Annotated in this window: 17 protein-coding genes; 7 read left to right on the top strand and 10 right to left on the bottom strand. The window is 72.2% G+C overall.

The features are described 5' to 3' along the window. Positions 1-99: 99 nt before the first annotated feature. Positions 100-1428, top strand: coding sequence for a serine-threonine protein kinase (locus tag ABZ840_RS27905; RefSeq protein WP_361563482.1), 1329 nt, complete (start codon positions 100-102; stop codon positions 1426-1428). A 72-nt stretch (positions 1429-1500) separates the two neighbouring features. Here the strand turns inward: ABZ840_RS27905 and ABZ840_RS27900 are convergent, their stop codons facing one another. Further along, positions 1501-4320, bottom strand: coding sequence for a penicillin acylase family protein (locus ABZ840_RS27900; RefSeq protein WP_361563479.1), 2820 nt, complete (start codon positions 4318-4320; stop codon positions 1501-1503). Positions 4321-4530: 210 nt separating this feature from the next. Between ABZ840_RS27900 and ABZ840_RS27895 the strand changes: the two genes are divergently transcribed. Further along, the gene (locus ABZ840_RS27895; RefSeq protein WP_361563476.1) at positions 4531-5142 is read left to right on the top strand and encodes a hypothetical protein; all 612 of its coding nucleotides are present in this window, start codon (positions 4531-4533) and stop codon (positions 5140-5142) included. Between the two features lie 234 nt (positions 5143-5376). Next, a complete protein-coding gene (locus ABZ840_RS27890) occupies positions 5377-6741 on the top strand; it encodes an OFA family MFS transporter (RefSeq protein ID WP_361563473.1) in 1365 nt (454 codons plus the stop codon). A 154-nt stretch (positions 6742-6895) separates the two neighbouring features. Here ABZ840_RS27890 and soxR read toward each other — a convergent pair whose 3' ends face one another. Continuing rightward, the gene (soxR, locus tag ABZ840_RS27885) at positions 6896-7393 is read right to left on the bottom strand and encodes a redox-sensitive transcriptional activator SoxR (RefSeq protein WP_361563471.1); all 498 of its coding nucleotides are present in this window, start codon (positions 7391-7393) and stop codon (positions 6896-6898) included. A 90-nt stretch (positions 7394-7483) separates the two neighbouring features. Here soxR and ABZ840_RS27880 point away from each other — a divergent pair, with 90 nt between their 5' ends. Continuing rightward, positions 7484-7945: a MaoC family dehydratase gene (locus ABZ840_RS27880; protein ID WP_361563468.1), complete on the top strand. Its 462-nt coding sequence runs from the start codon at positions 7484-7486 to the stop codon at positions 7943-7945. Between the two features lie 19 nt (positions 7946-7964). Here ABZ840_RS27880 and ABZ840_RS27875 read toward each other — a convergent pair whose 3' ends face one another. After that, the gene (locus tag ABZ840_RS27875; protein WP_361563465.1) at positions 7965-8591 is read right to left on the bottom strand and encodes a TetR/AcrR family transcriptional regulator; all 627 of its coding nucleotides are present in this window, start codon (positions 8589-8591) and stop codon (positions 7965-7967) included. A 171-nt stretch (positions 8592-8762) separates the two neighbouring features. After that, the gene (locus ABZ840_RS27870; RefSeq protein WP_361563463.1) at positions 8763-9914 is read right to left on the bottom strand and encodes an acyl-CoA dehydrogenase family protein; all 1152 of its coding nucleotides are present in this window, start codon (positions 9912-9914) and stop codon (positions 8763-8765) included. 115 nt (positions 9915-10029) lie between these two features. Here ABZ840_RS27870 and ABZ840_RS27865 point away from each other — a divergent pair, with 115 nt between their 5' ends. Together ABZ840_RS27865 and ABZ840_RS27860 are read left to right on the top strand one after the other, a co-directional pair. Further along, positions 10030-10662: a TetR/AcrR family transcriptional regulator C-terminal domain-containing protein gene (locus ABZ840_RS27865; protein ID WP_361563460.1), complete on the top strand. Its 633-nt coding sequence runs from the start codon at positions 10030-10032 to the stop codon at positions 10660-10662. 105 nt (positions 10663-10767) lie between these two features. Continuing rightward, entirely contained in the window at positions 10768-11772 is a 1005-nt protein-coding gene (locus tag ABZ840_RS27860; protein ID WP_361563457.1) for an urea transporter, read from the top strand. Here ABZ840_RS27860 and ABZ840_RS27855 read toward each other — a convergent pair. The 6 genes from ABZ840_RS27855 to ABZ840_RS27830 form a co-directional block, all read right to left on the bottom strand. Next, positions 11747-13132: an MFS transporter gene (locus ABZ840_RS27855; protein WP_361563454.1), complete on the bottom strand. Its 1386-nt coding sequence runs from the start codon at positions 13130-13132 to the stop codon at positions 11747-11749. The two genes, ABZ840_RS27860 and ABZ840_RS27855, sit on opposite strands and share 26 nt — an antisense overlap. Before the next feature lie 212 nt (positions 13133-13344). Then, the gene (locus ABZ840_RS27850) at positions 13345-14424 is read right to left on the bottom strand and encodes a Zn-dependent alcohol dehydrogenase (protein ID WP_361563451.1); all 1080 of its coding nucleotides are present in this window, start codon (positions 14422-14424) and stop codon (positions 13345-13347) included. A 94-nt stretch (positions 14425-14518) separates the two neighbouring features. After that, complete coding sequence (locus tag ABZ840_RS27845; RefSeq protein ID WP_361563448.1) at positions 14519-15937, bottom strand: aldehyde dehydrogenase family protein; 1419 nt, start codon at positions 15935-15937, stop codon at positions 14519-14521. 100 nt (positions 15938-16037) lie between these two features. Beyond that, on the bottom strand, positions 16038-17300 hold the full coding sequence (locus ABZ840_RS27840) for an MFS transporter (RefSeq protein WP_361563445.1): 1263 nt from the start codon (positions 17298-17300) through the stop codon (positions 16038-16040). Positions 17301-17343: 43 nt separating this feature from the next. Then, positions 17344-18789 carry a citrate:proton symporter gene (locus ABZ840_RS27835; RefSeq protein ID WP_361563442.1) on the bottom strand — a complete coding sequence of 482 codons (1446 nt, stop codon included), beginning with the start codon at positions 18787-18789 and terminating at the stop codon, positions 17344-17346. A 173-nt stretch (positions 18790-18962) separates the two neighbouring features. Beyond that, a complete protein-coding gene (locus ABZ840_RS27830) occupies positions 18963-19568 on the bottom strand; it encodes a TetR/AcrR family transcriptional regulator (RefSeq protein WP_361563439.1) in 606 nt (201 codons plus the stop codon). A gap of 137 nt (positions 19569-19705) precedes the next feature. On the opposite strand from ABZ840_RS27830, the gene hmgA reads away from it, so the two are divergent. Continuing rightward, positions 19706-21031, top strand: a complete 1326-nt coding sequence (gene hmgA / locus ABZ840_RS27825) for a homogentisate 1,2-dioxygenase (RefSeq protein ID WP_361563436.1) — start codon at positions 19706-19708, stop codon at positions 21029-21031. The last annotated feature ends 12 nt before the right edge of the window (positions 21032-21043 follow it).

Here is a 21043-nt window from a genome sequence, read left to right as displayed (position 1 = left end):
GGGCTTCCGGTACGACACTCGCCTCCGTCGTCCTGCGTATGGCGGTGACGGCCGTTGCGCAGGACGATCGCTGCACGAGCGGCAGCGAAAGGGGTCGTCATGGCGGGTGTCGGGGTGCGGCCGTACTGGGAACTCACATTTGACGCCGACGGGGACGTCGAGCGGCGGCAGCGGGACGCGCTGCTGGCGGGCGCGGTACAAGAGCGGCTGACCGATCTCGTGGTGTTCTCGCACGGGTGGAACAACGACCGGTCGATGGCCACGCGTCTGTACACACGGTTCTTCGAGCCCTTCCCCGAACTGCTGGTGGACGGGCCGGCCCGGGTGGGGTACGTCGGGGTGCACTGGCCGGCGCTGCGCTTCACCGACGAGCCGATCCCCGACTTCGATCCCTCGTCGCAGGCCCGCGCCACCGCCCGTGCGGCGGCCGCGCCCGAACCGGAGCTGACGGACGCGCTGCGGCGGCAGCTGGCGGTGGCCTTCCCCGGCCGGGAGGTGGTGCTGGACCGGATCGCGCAGCTGCTGGCAGAGCGGCCCGACGCCCGCTCGGCGTTCGACGAGTTCGCGCGGCTGGTGCGGGAGCTGATCGCGGTGCCGGAGGACAGCCCCGACCTCCGGTACGGCGCGGACGGCGGGGACGGCACGCCGGGCATGCTCACCGACGACGCGCTGGAGGTCTGCGAGGTGCTCACGGCGGCGCTGCGGTCGGCCGGGGCCGGGGTGTGGCCGGGCGAGGCCGTGGACGCCGAGCGGCAGCCGCTGTTCGGCGGCGGGCTGACCCGGCTGTGGAACGGCGCGCACGAAATGCTGCGGCAGGGCGGCTACTACGCCATGAAGCGGCGCTCCGGCACCGTGGGCCGGCTGGGGCTGGGCCCGGTGCTCGGCAAGCTGGCGGACGGCGCGCCGGCGGTGCGGGTGCACCTGGTCGGCCACTCCTTCGGTGCCCGGCTCGTCGCGTACGCGCTGAGCGGGCTGCCGTCGGGCGCCCGGAACGTGAAGTCGGTGACGCTGCTGCAAGGGGCGTTCTCGCACTACACGTTCGCCGCGCGGCTGCCGTTCGACCGGGACCGCTCCGGTGCGCTGAACGGCGTGCAGCGGCGCATCGACGGGCCGTTGGTGGCCTGCCACTCCGCACACGACGACGCGCTCGGCACGTTCTACCCGCTGGCGTCGAAGATGGCGGGGGACGCGACGAGCTTCCTCGGCCTGTTCGACCGCTGGGGCGCCATCGGCTTCCACGGCATCCAGGCGGTGGACGGGGCGCGGCGGATCCGGCTGGGCGAGGCGGTGCCGGCGGCGGGCTGCGTGAGCGTGGACGCCTCTGCCGTGGTCCGGCGCGGCGGCCCGCCGGCCGGCGCGCACAGCGACATCTGCCACCCGGAACTGGCCCGGGTGGTGCTGGAGGCGGGCCGGGTCGGCCGGAACTGAACGGCGCGCACGGACAAGCGCGGTGCGCGGAGCCCCCACAGCTCCGCGCACCGCGCCGCTCGCCCGGACCGCCTATCGGTGGCTCGGGAACTCCACCACCTGCTGGTAGGTGGGCCGGTTCTGCCAGCTGATGGGGTCGTGGGTGATGCCGCCGACGGCGCGCTGGATGATCGCGTCGGAGCACCACTGGTCGCCGGCCTTGCAGGCGTCGTCGCCCGGGTAGACCTGCTCGGCGGTCTTTCCGGCCGCCTCGCGCAGCGTGTCGACGAGGGTGTCGTGGCAGGCGCTCAGGTCACCGTTGCCGCAGTACCGGTCGGCCAGTCCGCCGCGCACCTTCTCGCCGAGGACCGCGCGCAGGTCCTTGTCGGCGTAGGACCACCAGCCGTACTGGAAGGCGGAGCCGGCGTGGCTGCCGGTCGGGCCGTGGCCCGCCGAGGGCGACTCGTCCACGGTGATGTTGGCCTTGAGCGCGTCGTAGAGGCCGTTGCCGAGGCCGGGCCCGAACGTCTTCTCGATCATCAGGGGCCACCAGGCGTCCATGATCCGTACGGCGTCGGAGTGGGCGTACGTCTTGGACCCCGGGGTGGTCTCGCGGCGCTGCGCGCCGTCCTTGCGCCAGGCGTCCAGCTGCTGGACGGCGGTCCTGACCTTCGGGTCGTCGACGGGAGCCGAGCGCAGCACCTTCAGCAGCTCCGGCAGCACGTCCTCGCCGCGCAGGTCGGTGACGGCGGCCTCGCTCATCGCGCGGGTCAGGGAGGCGCGGGTGACGCCGCCGTCCTGGACCAGTTCCTTGACCCGGTCGTCGAGCAGGTTTCCGCGGTGCACGGAGCCGTTGCCGAAGCCCGCCGAGTCGTAGTCCTCGGCCTGCTTGTTGTTCCAGGAGATGTAGTAGTCCTGGCCGACGGACTGCGGATGCTGCGCGGGCGGCGTGTAGGCCGAGGTGTTGGCCTTCGGGTCCCAGTCCTTCCATTCGTACGCCTTCTCGGCGCGTACGGGGAGGGACGGGTCGACGTCCGGGTTGCGGACAGGGTTCAGGCCGCTGTTGTAGTAGGCGATGTCCTCGGAGTCGGCGTAGAACCAGTTGAAGGCGTAGCCGATGTGCCGGGCGGCCTGCTGGAAGGACTTCGCGTCCTTGACGTAGGACGGGTCGTTGAACATCTGGAAGCCGATGATGGAGTCGGCCTCGTGGCGGTAGGTGGAGCGCTGCGCGGTGTAGGCGACGGGCTTGCCGTCGACGGTCGCGCGGTGCGTCACGACGCCGAAGTCGGTGCGGTAGACCTGCATCCGGTAGGACCCGGCGGCGGTGGGGTCGGCGACGGTCGGCTTCCAGGAGTTGCTGCGCTCCAGCTTCTCCATGGGGACGCAGGTGCCGTCCTTGCGGTAGCCGGTGGAGTCCTTGGTGGGCGCCGAGCCGTCGGTGTTGCACAGCTCGACGGCGTAGGTGTCGGTGATGTCCTGGCTCGCGGAGGTGGCGCTCCAGGCGTAGTCCTGGCCGCGGCCGAGCTGGACGTACATGCCGACGCCCGCGAAGGAGGCGCCGCGGGCGCTGATGCCCGGTCCCTGGATCTCCTGGAGCATCAGCAGCTGCGGGGCGAAGTAGCCGGTCTGCGGGCCGAAGACGGCGACCGGGTTGCCGGAGGCGGTGTGCTTGCCGGAGACCAGCAGGGCGTTGGACATGCCGCGGTGCTGGGTGGTGTCGAAGCTGCCCTTGGGGAGCACACCGTCCTGGAAGACGCCCTTGAGGGGCTTGAGCTTCTTCGGTGTCTGCACCTCGGCCTGCGGCGGGTCGCTCTTGGCGGTGGCCGCGCCCGTCCGGTCGTACACCAGCGGTTCGGCGGTGACCGAGCCGCGGTCGGGCAGGGCGGTGCCCTTGGCGTTCTTCGGCTTGGTGGCGTACGGGAACGACTGGCCGTTGTGGAGCGTCATGGCCGCTTCGGGGTCGTTGCGTTCCCGGAAGGACTCCCAGACCTCGGTGCCCTTCTCCACGCCGTACTTCTGCTGGGCGGAGAGCAGCGCGAGGGCCTGCGGCACCTCGCCGCCGCCCCCGTTGCCGAACAGTCCGCCGACGACGGAGGCGAGGGCGATGAGGTCGGTCAGCTCGAAGGGCTTGATCTCCCCGGCGTTGGTGATCGCGTCGACGTGCCCGGTGAGCACGTACTCGCCGGGGAAGTAGCGGCCCTTCTTGGACTTCTCGCGGTAGGCGTTGATGCCGTCGACGTACGCCTGGGCGTCCGCCATGGCCTGCTCGCCGCGCGGGCCGTTGTTCTTCCGGATGGACTCGACCTGGTCCTTGAGGTCCTGCTCGGTGTACGGGGCCTTCGGCCAGAACTCCTGCTCCAGGCCCTGGTTGGCGAGCGCGCCGCCGGCGAAGGAGGTCAGCTCGCCGCGGCCGATGTGCCGGAAGAGGTCCATCAACCACAGCCGGTCCTGGGCGGCGGCGTAGCCCGCGCCGTACTCGGTGCCGTAGCGGGTGGTGCCCTTGATGTGCGGGACGCCCGTCTTCTTGTCGCGGGTGATCGTGACGTCGTCGCGGGGTGAGGTGACCTTGCCGACCTGGTCCTCGGGGACGCCGAAGGAGGCGTCGTTGAAGAAGTTCTTCAGGGTGTCGTCGGTGAGCGACTGATGGCCGCCGTTCAGCGCGTCGTAGGGGCCGAGCTGGTCGGAGGCGTGGGCCGGGCGGGTGCCGAAGACCTTGTTGCCGAGGATCTCGGCGAGGGTGGCGTTGCCGTTCTCGCCGGGCGGCAGGATGTCGGCGCACTGGCCTTTGCAGTGGTCGGCGGGGGCGGGGTCCGCGGTGGCCGCCGCGGCGGGGAGGGGTGCCAGAGCACTGGCGCCCAGGGCGAACACTGCTGCCAGGGCGGCAGCGGCGCGCCTTCCGGTACGTCGTCGCATTCCTGCTCCTTGGGAGGCGGGTGCGCTGGAGGTTACCGTCGGTAAAGGCGCGACGGAAGATGAACAACAGTCAACTTTCCCTCAACCCACAGGCCCCTTGCGACACATGGCCAACAGATGGGATGGGCACGTCAGTTCGATGGATCCGGACGGCGGTCCGCTACGTCCATTCCATGTCCAGTCGGGTCCTCCCCACGGAGGTGGGATGAAATGGCCGGTTTCAGAGCTCTCGCCGAACAGGTCCGCAACCCCCGTCTCGTCGCGACCCAGCGGCGGACGGCACTGCGCAAGTGCCTTGAGCGGTTCGCCCCCTACGGGCACCGCGCGACATGGCACCACCTGTGCACCCGCGCAGGCATCGGGACGCAGGACCGCAACCCCGACCCGGGCCGGCTCGTGGCCGCCCTGGCGGAACTGGAGGAAGCACGTAACCTCTGGCTCGCGTACGAAGAGGATTTCGCCGCCCGCAGGCGGCGCGAGAAGCACGACGGCATCCGGCAGCCGGGTGCCCTGCACGAATGGCACCTGCGCACCTGGGGAGGGTGCGACATCGTGCCGTGCGAGTCGCCCGACCGGCACCCCACAGCGCGCCTGGCGGACGTCCTGCGCCGGGTGATCGCGGCCATGGAGTCGGGCCGGGCGCGCGAGGACTGCCCGGTGTGCGGCGGCCACCGCTTCGTCTGGCAGACCGACGCCGAGCGCCCGATGGCCGGGCCGGTCTGCCAGGAGTGCGGCGTGGTCACGCCGGGCGCGGTCCTCACGGCGGCGACGCTCTCCGCGGCCCGCCGGGCACGCACGGAGCGCGCGTTCGCGGCGGCCTGAGCGGCGCACCCGCCGCTGCCGGCGCCGGGGCCACGCGCCCTCGCACGGATCACCGCGCGGGACACACCGGGGGCCGCTTTCGGGACGGGGGACCCGAAGGGCCGACGCGGCACGGCCGCACCGGGCACGGGGGACCCGCCGGTGACCTTTTCCCGCCGCGCCGGACGGGCTTTTTTGGTTGATTCTTTGACGAGATCTTCCCCTGGCTCGCCGGGCGGCACTACGTTCACCCGCATGCTCGCGCTCGCCCGTTCCGCCACCGTCGCCCCGCCGGGCTGGAGCCGCTGGCTCGTACCGCCGGCCGCGCTCGCCATCCACCTCGCCATCGGTCAGGCCTACGCCTGGAGCGTGTTCAAACCGCCCCTGGAGTCCTCCCTCGGGCTCTCCGGCACCGCCTCCGCGCTCCCCTTCCAGCTCGCCATCGTGATGCTCGGCCTGTCGGCGGCGTTCGGCGGCACGCTCGTCGAACGGCGCGGGCCGCGCTGGGCGATGCTCGTCTCCACCGTCTGCTTCTGCTCCGGCTTCCTCGTCGCCTCGCTCGGCGCCGCCACCGGCCAGTACTGGCTCGTCGTCCTCGGCTACGGCTTCATCGGCGGGATCGGCCTGGGCATCGGCTACATCTCCCCCGTCTCCACGCTGATCAAGTGGTTCCCGGACCGCCCCGGCATGGCCACCGGCATCGCCATCATGGGCTTCGGCGGCGGTGCCCTGATCGCCTCCCCCTGGTCCAGCGGGCTGCTGGACGCGCTGGGCACCGACTCCGCCGGCATCGCGCAGACGTTTCTCGTGATGGGGCTGGTGTACGCGGTCTTCATGTCGCTGGGCGTGCTGCTGGTCCGCGTACCGCCGGACGACTGGCGGCCCCCGGGCGCCGCGCCCGCCGGGAGCGCGCCGCGCGCCCTGGTCACCACCGCTCAGGTCTCCGCCCGCAACGCGCTGCGCACCCCGCAGTTCTGGTGCCTGTGGGTCATCCTCTGCATGAACGTCACGGCGGGCATCGGCATCCTGGAGAAGGCGGCGCCGATGATCGCCGACTTCTTCGCGGACACCTCGACGCCCGTGAGCGCCGCCGCGGCGGCCGGCTTCGTCGGCCTGCTCTCGCTCGCCAACATGCTCGGCCGGTTCGCCTGGTCCACCACCTCCGACCTGGTCGGCCGGAAGAACATCTACCGCCTCTACCTCGGCGTGGGCGCCCTGCTCTACCTCGTCCTGGCGACGACCGGCGACGCGTCCAAGCCGCTCTTCGTGGCCTGCGCCGCGGTCATCCTGTCCTTCTACGGCGGCGGCTTCGCCACGGCCCCGGCGTACCTCAAGGACCTCTTCGGCACGTACCAGGTCGGCGCGATCCACGGCCGGCTGCTCACCGCCTGGTCCACCGCCGGCGTCCTCGGCCCGCTCATCGTCAACGCCATCGCGGACTCCCGGCACGCCGCCGGGCACCACGGTCCCGACCTCTACACCACGTCGTTCTTCATCATGATCGGCCTGCTCGTGATCGGCTTCGTCGCCAACGAGCTGATCCGGCCGGTGCATCCGCGCCACCACGAACCGGTGGAGCCGCGGAGCCAGGAGGAACGGGAAGAAGGAGCCGCCCTGTGACCGGCCGCCGCCGCGCCCTGCTCACCCTCGCCTGGCTGTGGGTCGGACTGCCCTTCGCCTACGGGCTGTACGAGCTGGCGCTGAAGATGACGCAGCTGTTCACGGGCTGACGCTGCCGGTCACGCGCCGGCCGGTCACCGGCCGGCGCGACCGGTCACGTGCCCGGCCGGGCGCACGCACCCGCGTCGTCCCGCTCCCGCACCGCACGGTCGACGCGCAGCCGCCGTGCGCCCGGCCCCTGTTCGCCGAGCTCGTCGTACGGGTTGGAGAGCGTGCACTTCTCCAGGGAGAGGCAGCCGCAGCCGATGCAGTCGGTCAGCCGGTCGCGCAGCTCCAGGAGCTGGCCGATGCGCTCGTCCAGCTCGCCGCGCCAGGCCTCGGAGAGCCGGGCCCAGTCCTCGCGGTTGGGGGTGCGCTCCTCCGGCAGTTCGGCGAGCGCGTCCCGGATGACGGCGAGCGGGATGCCGACGCGCTGCGCCGCCCGCACGAAGGCGACCCGGCGGAGCGTGTCGCGGGTGAACCGGCGCTGGTTGCCCGCGGTCCGGGTGCTGCTGATCAGGCCCTTGGACTCGTAGAAGTGCAGGGCGGAGACGGCGGCGCCGCTGCGCGCTGCGAGCTGGCCGACGGTGAGCTGACGGGATAGCTGGGGCACGTCCGCCAGCCTAACCGGCCGGTCCGTTGACAGCGGAGCCTCCGCACAGCAAGCTGAGCAAGCGCTTAGTCGACGAGGAGGCATACGGACATGGCAGACCCCCGAGTGTTTGGTTCGCTGGACGAGCTGCGTGGAGCGGTCGGCGAGGAACTCGGCCCGAGCGACTGGCTGGAGGTCGACCAGAAGCGGATCGACCTGTTCGCCGACGCCACCGGCGATCACCAGTGGATCCACGTCGACCAGGAGAAGGCCAAGGCCGGTCCGTTCGGTACCACGATCGCGCACGGCTACCTCACGCTGTCGCTGTTGCCCGCGCTGGTACCGCAGCTGATGCGCGTCGACAACGTCAAGATGGGCATCAACTACGGCACGAACAAGGTGCGCTTCCCCTCCCCCGTGCCGGTCGGCTCGCGGGTGCGCGCCACCGCGAAGATCGCCGAGGTGACCGAGGTGGCGGGCGGCGTGCAACTCACCACGGCGGTGACCGTGGAGCGCGAGGGCGGCGACAAGCCGGTCTGCGTCGCGGAGTCGGTCAGCCGCTTCTACCTGTAGGCGCGCCCGCGCGCCGCGGTCAGCGGCGCGCGCCCACCATGCCCAGCACCAGGTCGGCGTAGAGCTCGCCGACCTGGTCGGGCGTGCGCTTGCCGTCCGCGGTGAACCACCGCGCGACGTCCACGCAGAGCGAGAGCACCGCCAGCGTCGTGCCGGGCACGTCGCGCACGGAGAACTCCCCGGCGTCCGTGCCGTCCTGGATGATCTCCCGCAGCAGCCGGTCGGTCTGCCGCCGCAGGTCGGCGATCTCGGCGTAGTGCTCCTCGCCGAGCGCCTTCAGCTCGTACTGGATGATGCGGGCCGTGGTGTGCCGCTCGGCGTGCCAGCTGGCGAAGGCGCGTACCGCGCGGCAGAGCCGGTCGGCGGCGGTGCCCTCGGCGCCGGCCGCGGCCGCCATGATCTTCAGCGCCCGTTCGTGGCCGGTGACGCTGATGCGGTAGAGCAGCTCTTCCTTCGTCTTGTAGTGGATGTAGAGCGCTGCCGGGCTCATGCCGGCCCGCCCGGCGATGTCGCGGGTGGTCGTGGCGTGGTAGCCGCGCTCGGCGAACGCCTCGACGGCCGCCCCGACCAGCCGCTGGGCGGCGTCCGGGGCCACGCCGGCCCATTCCTCGGCGACCTGGTCCGTCCGCTCCGCCTCGGCACCCATCGCGCACTCCGATCCCGCGGTCCGCCGCGGTCCGTCCGCGGCGGGGCCATCAGATCGAACACCATACCCGCAGAACTGAGCAAGCGCTTAGCGCACGACGGCCCGGCCGGTCCGCCGAGGACCGTGCCGGGCCCGTGGGCGCGCGTACGTACCGTACGTGCCGCCGTCCGCTCAGAACGCCGAGACACCCGTCAGCGCGCGCCCGATGAGCAGCTTCTGGATCTGGCTGGTGCCCTCGTAGAGCGTCATCACGCGGGCGTCGCGGACCAGCTTGCCGACCGGGTACTCGTCGATGTAGCCGTATCCGCCGAAGACCTGGAGGGCGTTGTTGGCGCAGCGCACCGCGGCCTCGGAGGCGAACAGCTTGGCCTTGGACGCCTCGGTGACGAACGGCTTGCCGCGGTCGACGAGGTCGGCGACCCGCCAGGTCAGCAGCCGGGCCGCGTCCACGTCCAGCGAGATGTCGCTGAGCAGTTCCTGGACGAGCTGGTGGTGGGCGATGGTCTTGCCGAACTGGTCGCGCTCGGTCGCGTACCCGACCGCCGCGTCCAGCGCGGCCTGGGCGATACCCACGCAGCCCGCGGCGACCGACATCCGGCCCTTGGCCAGCGCGGACATCGCGACCGAGAAGCCCTTGCCCTCGGGGGCGATCATCGTGGACGCCGGCACCCGCACGTCCTCCAGGACCAGCTCGGCGGTGGCCTGGCCGCGCAGGCCCAGCTTGCCGTGGATCTCGCGGCGGGAGAGGCCGGGGGTGTCGGTGGGCACCAGGAAGGCGCTGACGCCCTTGTGGCCGGGCTCGGCGCCGGTGCGGGCGAAGAGCAGCACCACGTCGGCCCAGGTGCCGTTGGTGATGAACATCTTCGTCCCGTTGATCACCCAGTCCCCTCCGTCCCGGACCGCGCGGGTGGTGAGGTTGCCCGCGTCGGAGCCGGTGCCGGGCTCGGTGAGGCCGAAGCAGCCGATGGCGTCGCCGGAGGTGAGCCGGGGCAGCCACTCCTGCTTCTGCTCCTCGCTCCCCCAGGCGGCGATGGACTTGCCGACCAGGCCGAGCGAGACGGAGACGATGCCGCGCACGGAGGAGTCGCCCCGGCCCAGCTCCTCGGTGACCAGCGCGTACGCGAAGTGGTCGCCGCCGGAACCGCCGTACTCCTCGGGGATGGTCAGGCCGAGGAAGCCCAGGTCGCCCATGGTCTTCACGAGCGCGCGGTCGACCTGTTCGGCGCGGTCCCACTCCGTGGCGTGCGGGGCGACCTCGCGGTCGACGAAGTCCTTGGCGAGCTGCCGGACGGCGGCCTGCTCCTCGGTGAGTTCGAGGTTCATGATGCGTCTTCCTCTGAACGGTGGCAGTGGGGGCGACGGCGGCGGCGCCCGTGCGGACGTCCGCGCCTTAATTATCACTGCTAGTTTTTCGGCGGCAGCCTCTACTATGTGCGTCATGGCCCGACCCCGCAAGCCCCTGCTGAACCGTGAGCGCATCGTCACGGCGGCCCTCGCGCTCATCGACGAGGAAGGGCTGCAGGCGCTGTCCACGCGGCGGCTCGCCGCCGAGCTGGGGGTGAGCGGCCCCTCGCTCTACAACCACTTCACGACCAAGGACGAGATCCTCGACGCCGCGGCGGACATGGTGATCGCCAAGGTCGACGTCTCCGGCTTCGGCCCGGACCGGGACTGGCGGCGCGGCCTGCTGGCGTGGGCCCGCTCCTACCGCGCGGCGCTCGCCGCGCACCCGAACTTCGTGCCGTTCCTCGCCCAGGGCCCCGGCCGCCGCCCGGCGGGCCTGAAGATGGCCGACGAGGCGTTCGGCGGCATGGTCGAGGCCGGCTGGCCGCCCGCCCAGGCCACCAAGGTCTGCGCGATGGTGCGGTACTTCGTCGCGGGTTCGGCGCTGGGCTCCTTCGCGCGCGGCTTCGTCGACGACGCGGCCGCATACGATCCGGCCGACTACCCGCACCTCGGCCAGGCCCATCTGCTCGCCGAACACCAACAGCAGGTCGACGAGGGCGCCTTCGAGTCCGGCCTGCAGGCACTGGTCGACGGCCTGGCCCTGCAGTTCCAGCCGGCCTCCTAGCCGGACCCCTCCGCCGCATTCACCGACCTCCCCTGTCACGTACTTGTAACGCACATGTAATATCCGGGACGCCCGTGACGTAGCGCGCGCGACAGGAGAACCCACGTGCAGGAGCCGATATCGGACCGGCGGTACTACGCCTTCGTTATTCGCGTGCTGCGCGGCCAGGCACAGGTCGACTTCCTGCCCAGCGCGCTCGCCGGCCTCGTCTTCACCGTCGCGCTCTGCGCAGCGGGCTGGGAGTACGGCGTCTACGGACTGTGCGGCACCGCGCTGGGCACCGCCACGGCGCAGGTCCTCGGGGTGGCCCGCGACCGGGTCACCGCGGGCCTGGAAGGCTTCAACTCCTGCCTGGTGGCGGTGGGTTTCGCCGCGTTCCTGGGCGCCGGCCACCTCTCCACCGCGCTGCTGGCGGCGGGCGGCTGTGTGGTCGTCACCGTGCTCACCGGAGCCATCGGCACGCTGCTGCGCCCCTGGAACCTGCCCACGCTGACCCTGCCGTACTGCCTCTCCGCCAGCGCCATGACCATCGCGGCGCCCGGCTTCACCCGCACCTGGCACCACGACGGCGGGCTCGCCGCACTCGCCCGCCCGGCGGCCGGCCGCACCTCGCTCTCCTGGACCGACCTGTGGCACGCGTTCTTCTCGAACATCGCCCAGATCTTCTTCATGCCGCAGTGGTACGTCGGCGCGCTCTTCCTCCTCGGCATCCTCGTCGCCGACCGCCGGCTGGGCGGACTGGCCTGCCTGGGCAGCGTGGTCGGCATCGTGGCGAGCTGGCTGCTGGGCGCCCCCGCGTCGCAGATCGCCGACGGCGGGATGGGGTACAACGCGGTGCTCGTCACGATGGCGCTGGGCGGGGTCTTCCTCTCCGCGGGCGGCTGGTCGCTGGCGTACGCGGTGACCGGTGCGGCCGCCGCGACCATCCTGACCTCGGCGACCGCCGCGCTCTTCGCGCCGTCCGGCGGCCACACCTTCACCTGGCCCTTCGTGCTGACCACGCTGGCGTTCCTGGTGGCGGTGCCGGCCTTCCCCCGGTTGCGGAAGGCCGGCACGCCGGAAGCCGCCCCGGCGCCGGGCCCCGCTACTCCGCCGGCTGCGGCCGCGTAGCCGTGGCCGCGGCGGCGGCTGCCTCCTCGGCTGCCGCCCGCCGGGCGCGCTTGGCCAGTACCGCGATGGAGGCCAGCGCGACCACCGAGAGCAGGATGATGTAGCCGGAGACCGCCATCGAGGTGCCGCTCGCCTCCAGCAGCAGGACCATGAGGAACGGCGCGAGGCCGCCGCCCAGGACGGCGCTGATCTGGTAGCCGAGCGAGGCCCCGGTGTAGCGCATCTCCGCCGAGAACAGCTCGGCGAACAGCGCGGCCTGCGGCCCGTACATGATGCTCAGGAAGCAGCTGGTGACGAACGTGCCGACGGCCAGCCACACCAGCGAGGCGGTGTCGATCAGCAGGAACATCGGTATCGCCCAGACCAGCAGCCCGATCGCGCCGAGCGTGTAGACCTTCAGCCGGCCGATCCGGTCCGAGAGCGCGGCGGCGGCCGGGATCAGGGCGAGCTGGGTGAGGCTGACCAGCAGGGAGACGGTCAGTACGGCCGTGCGCTGCATGTCCAGTTCACGGGTCGCGTAGTCCAGTACGCCGGTGATCAGGATGTAGAACGTCGCGGTGTTCACCGCGAAGGAACCGCCCGCCAGCAGGACCGTGCCGAGGTGGTGGCGGAGGATCGAGCGCAGCGGCGAGCGCTGGGTGTCGGCCTGCTTCTCGGCGGCGGCCAGCTGCCGTTCGGCGGCCCGGAACTCCGGGGTCTCCTCGACGCGGGTGTGGATGTACCAGGCGAGGATCAGGACGAGCACACCGACGAAGAACGGCAGCCGCCAGCCCCAGGAGGCGAACGCCTCGTCGCCGACGGCCGCGCCGGCCACCAGGAAGACGCTGTTGGCGGTCACCACGCCGATCGGCACGCCGAGCTGCACGAGCGAGCCGTACAGCCCGCGCTTGCCCTCGGGGGCGTACTCGGTGGCCATCAGCATCGCGCCGCCCCACTGGGCGCCGACCGCGATGCCTTGCACGATGCGCAGCGTCACCAGCAGGATCGGGGCCGCGATGCCGATCGTGTCGTACGTGGGGAGCAGGCCGATGCCGGTGGTGGCGAGGCCCATGAGGGTCAGCGCGAGGACGAGCATCGGCTTGCGGCCGCGCTTGTCGCCGAGCTGGCCGGCGATCACGCCGCCGATGGGCCGGGCGAGGAAGCCGACGGCGAAGGTCGCGAACGCGGCGAGCACGCCGGCGACCTGACTGCCGGAGGGGAAGAAGGAGTGGCCCAGTACGAGGGCCGCGGCGATGCCGAAGACGAAGTAGTCGTACCACTCGACGGCGGACGCCAGGGCGGCCGCGGTGGCCACCTTGCGGCGGTGCCGGGCGGTGGGCTGCGGGGTGGTGCTCGGTGTCGCGGAGGAGGCCGAGTCCATGCGTGCACGCTCCGAGGGGTGCGGGAAGGGGGGCGGCGCCGTGATTGCGGGTGACCGTACCGACCGGCTGGTACGGGGTCAACGGTCCGCGCAACAGCAGTTTTTACGCCTGCATGGGTGTGCCTTTGCCCAGGTCGACGAGGGGCTTCCGGGCAGCCCGAAGGCCCCCGGGGCGCAGCGCTCCCGGGGGCTCGGCGGTGGGCGTCGGCCGCTCAGAAGACGATCAGCGCGCGGCCTCCCTTGCCCGCGAGCATGGCGTCGAAGGCGGCCGGGATGCCCTCCAGGCCGATCCGCTCGGTGACCAGCCCGGAGAGGTCCAGCGCGCCGCTGCGTACGTGCTCGGCGATGACCGGCAGGTCCTTGGCCGGGTCGCTGTTCCCGTAGACGCAGCCGGAGAGGGTGCGGCCGAAGTAGAAGAGCTCCAGGGCCGAGAAGGTGACCTGCTGGTCCTGGCCGCCGACGCCGACGACGGTCGTACGGCCGCCGCGGCGGGTCGAGGACCAGGCGGTGCGGATCGTGTCGGCGCGGCCGACGCACTCCAGGGCCACGTCGGCGCCGATGCCGCCGGTGAGCTTGCGGATGGCCTTCGCCGTGTCGTCGGCCGCCACCAGGAAGTCCGTGGCGCCGGCCGCGCGGGCCAGCTCCTCCTTCGCCGGGGAGACGTCGACGGCGATGATCGGGCCCGCGCCCGCGATCCGCGCGGCCTGGAGGGTCGCGAGGCCCACCCCGCCGACACCGAAGACCACCACCGACTCGCCCTTGCGTACCTGCGCGGAGTTGTGGACCGCGCCCCAGCCGGTCAGGACGGCGCAGCCGAGGAGCGCGGCCTCGGTGAGCGGCACGCCCTCCGGGAGCGGCAGCGCGGCGTGGGCCGCGACCACCGTCTCCTCGGCGAACACGGCCGTGCCCAGGCCCGGGTACAGCTCGCCGCCGCCCGCCCGGGTGGCGTACGGCTTCGCGGCCGCCGCTGCCGAGTGGGCGCACAGCCACACCTCGCCCAGCCCGCAGAAGTGGCAGTCGCCGCAGGACGGGGCCCAGTTGAGGACGACCCGGTCGCCGGGGGCGAGGCCGGTGACGCCGTCGCCGACGGCGGTGACGGTGCCCGCCCCCTCGTGGCCGAGCACCGCGGGGACCGGCTGCTTGAGGGTGCCGTTGGACAGGGACAGGTCGGAGTGGCACACCCCGGCCGCGGCGAGCTTGACCCGGACCTGGCCGGGTCCGGGGTCGGGCAGCTGGATCTCGGCGATCTCCAGCGGGGCGTTGACGGCGGGCAGTACGGCAGCGCGGACCACGGTGCGGTCTCCTCGGTGGGGAGTGCGGTGTACGGGCGGGAACTGCGGGTGGCGGGCGGGGCGCCGGCCGGGCCGGCACCCCGGTCGGATCAGGTCAGAGCTGGAGCGACTTGGTCTGGAGGTACTCGGTCAGACCGTGCGGGCCCAGTTCGCGGCCGACGCCGGACTGCTTGTAACCGCCGAACGGCGCGAGGAGGTTGAAGCGGCCGCCGTTGATGTCGACCTGGCCGGTGTCCAGCTTCCGGGCGAAGGCCACCGCGGTCTCCTTGTCCGCGGCCCAGACCCCGCCGGCGAGGCCGTAGACCGTGCCGTTGGCGATCTCCACGGCCTCGTCCTCGTCGCGGTACTTCAGGATCGAGATGACCGGGCCGAAGATCTCCTCCTGGGCGATGGTCATGTCCGGGGTGACGTCGGCGAAGACGGTGGGCCGGACGTAGTAGCCCTTCTCCAGGCCCTCGGGGGCCTCGGCGCCGCCGGCGACCAGCCGCGCGCCCTCCTCCTGGCCCTTGGTGATGAAGCCGCGGACCCGGTCGCGCTGCTTCTCGTTGACGACCGGGCCGAGCCGGCTCGCGTCGTCGTTCGGGTCGCCGGGCAGGTACTTGGCGACGATCTCGGCGGCCAGCGTCACGGCCTCCTCGTACTGGTCCTCGTGGACCAGCATGCGGGTCAGCGCGTTGCAGGACTGGCCGGAGTTGCGGATCACGTCGGCGACGTTGACCTTCACCGCCTTGGCGAGGTCGGCGCCGGGCAGGATGACGTTGGCGGACTTGCCGCCCAGCTCCAGGGCCACCCGCTTGACCGCGCCGCCGGCGATCGCGCCGATCTTCCTGCCGACCGCGGTGGAGCCGGTGAAGGAGACCAGGTCCACGCCCTCGTGCTCGGCCAGCGCCTGGCCCGCGACCGTGCCGAGGCCGGTGACCAGGTTGAAGACGCCGGCCGGGAGGCCGGCCGCGTCCACGCACTCGGCGAAGAGCTGCGCGGTGAGCGGGGTGTCCTCGGCGGGCTTGAGGACGACGGTGCAGCCCGCGGCGAGCGCCGGGGCGACCTTGTTGGTGATCTGGTGCAGCGGGTAGTTCCACGGGGTGATCGCGCCGACCACGCCGACCGGCTCGTGCAGCACGGTGGAGGTGCCGAGCTGCTCCTCGAAGGAGTACTCGGCGGCGAGTTCGGCGTACGAGGCGGTCACCGCGATGGGCATGGCGGTCTGCACGTTCGTGGCGAAGGCCGTCGGCGAGCCCAGCTCGGCGGTGATGGTCCCGGCGATCTCCTCGGCGTGCGCCTTGAGCTGCTCGACCAGCGCGGCGAGCTTCGCGGCGCGCTCCGCGGGGGCGGTGGCGCGCCAGCCGGGCAGTGCGGCGCGCGCCGCGCGTACGGCGGCGTCGATGTCGGCGGCGGTCCCGGCCGGAACGGTGGCGATCACCTGCTCGTCGGCGGGGTTGCGGACCTCGATGGTGCCGTCGCCCACCGCGTCCCGCCAGGCTCCGTCGATGTACATGCCGTCGTGTGCCTTCATCTGGCGTCCTCCGGTGCGGTTCGGTGCGGGCCATGCGTCGCGTCCCACAAACTATCGGTGCTAGTTTGCGGGGCGCCACCCCCGGCGGGGGTGCGGCGCATCACGCGCCGCTTCTGCCCGAGGAGGCCTTCCGTGAATCGGACCGGCGTACCGTTCCGGCCCTGCGCCGGACGCCGCCCGCCTCCTTCGGCGCCCGCAGGGCGACCGCGGCCGACCCCAGCAGGAGCACGCCGAGCAGGACGAACGGCGCGGCGGCACCGGCCACTCCGGCGGCGAGCCCGGCACCGGCCGGCGCCGCGACCTGGCCGAGACGGTTGCCGGTGAGGCGGAGCGCGAGGGCCGTGGAGCGCGCGTCGTCGGGTGCCGCCTGGACGACGGTGGTCATGGACAGCGGCTGGCCGACGCCGAGGCAGAAGCCCAGCGCGGCCAGGACGAGTGCCAGCGCCCACACCGGCAGCGGCACGGCGATGGCCGCGCACAGGACGGCGGCCGCCGCGCAGGTCGTGGTCAGCAGCACGGTACGGCCCAGGAACCGCAGCATCGGCGTCATCACCAGCCGGCAGGCGATGGTCGCCGCGGCCCGCAGGCTCAGCAGCAGGCCGATGGTGGCGGGCGCGATGTGGTGGGCCTCGCCGACGACCGGCAGGTAGGCGGTGAGGATGTCGGTCGCGGAGAGCACCGAGAGGCTGATGAAGATGCCGGCGGTGACCCCGCGCGTACGCAGGATGCCGAGGACCGGTACGCGGCCGGCGGCGGCGCCCGCCGCCCCTCCCCCGCGGTTCGCGTCCCGCCGCTCCAGCCGCCACAGGGCGGTGCAGGCGCAGGCCGCGGCGGCGGCGGAGACGAGCAGCGCCGTGGCGCTGGTGCGGGCCATCGCGCCGTCGTGCTCGGAGATGAGCAGGCCGGCGCCGATCGGGCCGATGAGCTGGCCGAGCGAGGCGCCGATGGTGAAGTGGCCGAAGTTGCGGTCGCGTTCGTCGGGGGCGCTGCGCCGGGCGACGATGGACTGGGCACCGATCACGAAGCAGAGGTGGCCGAGGCCCATGACGCCGCTCCACGCGGCCATCGCGGGCAGCGAGCCGACCACGCCGCTCAGGGCACAGCCGCCGGTGATGAGCGCGACGCCGGCCACCAGCAGGGGCGTGCAGCGGCCGTGGTCGGTGCGGCGGCCGAGCGGTACGGCCACGAGCAGCGGCAGCAGCGCGTACACACCGGTGATGATGCCGACGGCGGTCTCGTCGGCGCCCAGCGCGAGCGCCCGGTAGGAGACGGCGGGCCGCGCCATGCTCACCGCCGTCTGCGCGAAGGCGAAGGTGAGGACGAGGCGCAGCAGCCAGCCCCTGCCGGGCGTCGGAGCGTTCATGGGTCAGTGGTTTCCGTTCGCGTGCCGTTCCGTCGGGGGCTCCCTAGATGATCCCGTACAGCAGGCCGGCGCCGAGGACGACCAGAGAGGTGAGCGCGGCCCATTTCACCGTGAATTTGGTGTGGTCGGCGAACTCGACCTTGGCCATGCCGACCAGGACGTAGACGGCGGGCACGAGCGGGCTGGACATGTGGAGGGCCTGGCCCACGAGGGAGGCGCGGGCGATCTCCAGGGAGGAGACGCCGTGCGCGGCGCCGGCCTCGGCGAGGATCGGGACGATGCCGAAGTAGAAGCCGTCGTTGGACATGAAGTAGGTCAGCGGGATGCTGAGGATGCCGGTTACCAGGCCCATGTGCGGGCCCATCGCGTCGGGCACGTTGCCGACCAGCCAGCGGGCCATGTGCTCGACCATGCCGGTGCCGGTGAGCACGCCGGTGAAGACGGCGGCGGCGAAGACCATGCCGGAGACGTTCAGGACGTTCTCGGCGTGTGCGGCGATGCGCGCCTTCTGGTCCTTCATGTGCGGGAAGTTGACGGTGAGCGCGATGGCCGCGCCGAGCAGGAACAGCACCGGGATGTCCATCACCTGCATGATCAGCAGGGTGAGCAGCGCGATGGTGAGCGCGGCGTTGAACCAGTACAGCTTGGGGCGCAGGGTCGCGCGGTGCGGGTCCAGGCCCTGGAACTCCTCCTCGGGCGCCGGGCCGTGGCCGGTGTCGCCGGTACCGGCGGAGCCGCCGCCGGTGGGCAGTGCGCGGCCGGTGGCGCCGCCCTTGGTGCCGGCGCCCGCGCCGACGAGGACCTGCTCGGTCTCCTTCTCGGTGATCTCCTCGGCGGCCACGGCCTTGGCGCTGCCCGGCTCGCCCAGGGTGAGGGTGCCGAGCCGCTTGCGCTCGCGGCGACCCAGGACGTAGGCGAGGGCGAAGACGGCGAGCAGGCCGGTGGCCAGCGCGGGGATCATGGGGATGAAGATGTCGCCGGCGTCCAGCTTGAGCGCGGTCGCGGCGCGGGCCGTGGGGCCGCCCCAGGGCAGGGTGTTCATCACGCCGTTGGCGGTGGCGGCGACGCCGGTCATCACCACGAGGCTCATCTTCAGGCGCTTGTAGAGGGGGTAGAGCGCCGAGACGGTGATCATGAAGGTGGTGGAGCCGTCCCCGTCGAGGGAGACGATCGCCGCGAGCAGGGCCGTGCCGACGACGATGCGGACGGGGTCGGCCTTGCAGAACTTGAGGATGCCCCGGACGATCGGGTCGAAGAGGCCGACATCGATCATCACGCCGAAATAGATGATCGCGAACATCAGCATCGCGGCGGTCGGCGCAAGATCGCCGATGCCCTTGATGACGTAGTCACCGAGCTGCGCGCCCTGCCCGACCAGCACACAGAACAGCGCCGGAATGAGTACGAGCGCCGCCATCGGCGACATCTTCTTCATCATGATCAGCACCAAGAAGGTGGCAATCATGACAAACCCGAGGATTGTCAGCATTGGGGGTACCTCACGTTCGCCCTTGAACACCTGCCAGGGGGGTGGCGGTCGAGGCGACGTTAGGGGCGGCCAACTTTTGTTAACAAGACCTTGACGCGCGAGCAATACGAGCAAAACCCCAGGTCAATACGGGGACGCCACCCGGAGGGCGGCTGGCGGCCACCCGGACCGGCTCAGTCGAGCACCCGCCCCAGGTACGCCCGCAGCAGCTCCTTGGTCTCCGCGACGATCGCCGGATCCCCCTCGGGCGCGACCCGGAACGCCAGCTGCACGAGCGCGTCCGCCGCCTCCACGCCCACCAGGAACGCGGTCCGCAGCCGCTCGTCGGCCGGGTCCAGGCCGAGCGGCCCGGCCAGCAGCGCCAGCAGCCGGTCCGCCACCCGGTGGTTCGCCTCCCGGGTGGCCTGCGGCACGGGCACCGTGAACTCCACCAGCGCGAAACCGGGCACCGACCGCTTCATCGCGAGGTACTCGTCGACCACCACGTCCATGGCGTACCGCCAGTCCAGCCGGTCGCCGGCCGCCGCCAGCCCGGCGGTGACCCGGTCCGTGTACCCGTCGAGGTTGCGCAGCGCCAGTGCCTCGGCCATCGCGCGCTTGTTGGGGAAGAAGCGGTAGACGGAACCGATGGGCACCTCGGCGCGGGCCGCCACCGCACGGGTGCTCAGGTCCTCGTACCCCTGCTCGTCGAGGACTTCGGCGCAGGCGTCGAGGATGCGGGTCAGGCGCTCGGCGCTGCGGCGCTGGACCGGGGCGCGGCGGAGTGACGGGGTATCCACGTACCCATCCTGCCCTCCGGCCGGATTCCCGCTCCCCTCGGCGCGTCCCCCGGGCGTCCCGTTGACGGCCCCCGCCGCCAATCCTATTGTCTTGCACAGGATTCCCTGAGGTTGTCCCTGAGCGGCGGGAGCACGCGATGACAGGCACGGTCGGCGAGCAGGCGCGGAAGACGGCACAGGGGCTGAGCCACTCCCCCGGCTTCGGCAACGAGCATTCCTCCGAGGCCGTGCCCGGCGCACTGCCCCTCGGCCGCAACTCCCCCCAGCGCGCCCCGCTCGGCCTCTACGCCGAGCAGCTGAGCGGCAGCGCGTTCACCGAGCCGCGCGCCCACAACCGCCGCTCCTGGCTCTACCGCATCCGCCCCTCGGCCGCCCACCCGCCCTTCGTGCGGACGGACAACGGCGGCGTACGGGGCGCTCCGTTCACCGCCACCGAGCCGGACCCCAACCGGCTCCGCTGGAACCCGCTCCCCGAGCCCCCGCCCGGCACCGACTTCGTCGCCGGCCTGTGGACGCTCGGCGGCAACGGCGACGTGACGCAGCGCACCGGCATGGCCGTGCACCTGTACCACGCCAACGCCCCCATGGAACGACGGGTGTTCAGCAGCGCCGACGGCGAACTGCTCATCGTCCCGGAGCACGGCGGGCTGCTGCTGCACACGGAGTTCGGCCTGCTCGCCGCCGAGCCGGGGCACATCGCGCTGATCCCCCGCGGCGTGCGCTTCCGCGTCGAACCGCTGGCGGCGTCGGCCCGCGGCTACGTCTGCGAGAACTACGGCCGCCCCTTCCAGCTCCCCGACCTCGGCCCGATCGGCGCCAACGGGCTCGCCAACCCCCGGGACTTCCTCGCGCCCGTCGCCGCGTACGAGGACGCCGACGGGGAGCACGAAGTGATCAACAAGTACTGCGGCAACCTCTGGTCGGCGACCTACGACCACTCCCCGCTCGACGTCGTCGCCTGGCACGGCAACCACACCCCGTACGTCTACGACCTGCGCCGCTTCAACGTCATCGGCTCCATCTCCTACGACCACCCGGACCCGTCGATCTTCACGGTGCTCACCTCGCCGTCCGACACCCCGGGCCTCGCCGGCGTCGACTTCGTGGTCTTCGCGCCCCGCTGGCTGGTGGGCGAGGACACCTTCCGGCCGCCCTACTTCCACCGCAACGTCATGAGCGAGTACATGGGCCTCATCGAGGGCGCCTACGACGCCAAGGCGGAGGGATTTGTGCCGGGCGGCGGCTCGCTGCACAACATGATGTCCGCGCACGGCCCGGACCGCGCCACGTTCGACAAGGCCAGCAGCGCCGAGCTGAAGCCCCAGAAGGTGGACGACGGGCTGGCGTTCATGTTCGAGACGCGCTGGCCGGTGCTGCTCACGGAGCAGGCCCGTACCGCCGACCACCTGCAGAGCGGCTACGACGGCGTGTGGCAGGGTCTGGAACGCTACTTCTCTTCATAGCCGCAGTGGGGA

The sequence above is a fragment of the Streptomyces sp. NPDC047117 genome (genome assembly GCF_040643545.1).
GTDB lineage: Bacteria > Actinomycetota > Actinomycetes > Streptomycetales > Streptomycetaceae > Streptomyces.
Note: the sequence above shows the minus strand (reverse complement) of the source record. Positions and strands in the feature narration are given on the sequence as shown.

Coding starts and splice junctions, on each gene's coding strand:
- ABZ840_RS27855 (WP_361563454.1), bottom strand. CDS start 13,132: ATGGACTCGGCCTCCTCCGCGACACCGAGCACCACCCCGCAGCCCACC.
- ABZ840_RS27880 (WP_361563468.1), top strand. CDS start 7,484: ATGGCAGACCCCCGAGTGTTTGGTTCGCTGGACGAGCTGCGTGGAGCG.
- ABZ840_RS27840 (WP_361563445.1), bottom strand. CDS start 17,300: ATGAACGCTCCGACGCCCGGCAGGGGCTGGCTGCTGCGCCTCGTCCTC.
- ABZ840_RS27845 (WP_361563448.1), bottom strand. CDS start 15,937: ATGAAGGCACACGACGGCATGTACATCGACGGAGCCTGGCGGGACGCG.
- ABZ840_RS27875 (WP_361563465.1), bottom strand. CDS start 8,591: ATGGGTGCCGAGGCGGAGCGGACGGACCAGGTCGCCGAGGAATGGGCC.
- ABZ840_RS27835 (WP_361563442.1), bottom strand. CDS start 18,789: ATGCTGACAATCCTCGGGTTTGTCATGATTGCCACCTTCTTGGTGCTG.
- ABZ840_RS27900 (WP_361563479.1), bottom strand. CDS start 4,320: ATGCGACGACGTACCGGAAGGCGCGCCGCTGCCGCCCTGGCAGCAGTG.
- ABZ840_RS27895 (WP_361563476.1), top strand. CDS start 4,531: ATGGCCGGTTTCAGAGCTCTCGCCGAACAGGTCCGCAACCCCCGTCTC.
- ABZ840_RS27870 (WP_361563463.1), bottom strand. CDS start 9,914: ATGAACCTCGAACTCACCGAGGAGCAGGCCGCCGTCCGGCAGCTCGCC.
- hmgA (WP_361563436.1), top strand. CDS start 19,706: ATGACAGGCACGGTCGGCGAGCAGGCGCGGAAGACGGCACAGGGGCTG.
- ABZ840_RS27905 (WP_361563482.1), top strand. CDS start 100: ATGGCGGGTGTCGGGGTGCGGCCGTACTGGGAACTCACATTTGACGCC.
- ABZ840_RS27865 (WP_361563460.1), top strand. CDS start 10,030: ATGGCCCGACCCCGCAAGCCCCTGCTGAACCGTGAGCGCATCGTCACG.
- ABZ840_RS27890 (WP_361563473.1), top strand. CDS start 5,377: ATGCTCGCGCTCGCCCGTTCCGCCACCGTCGCCCCGCCGGGCTGGAGC.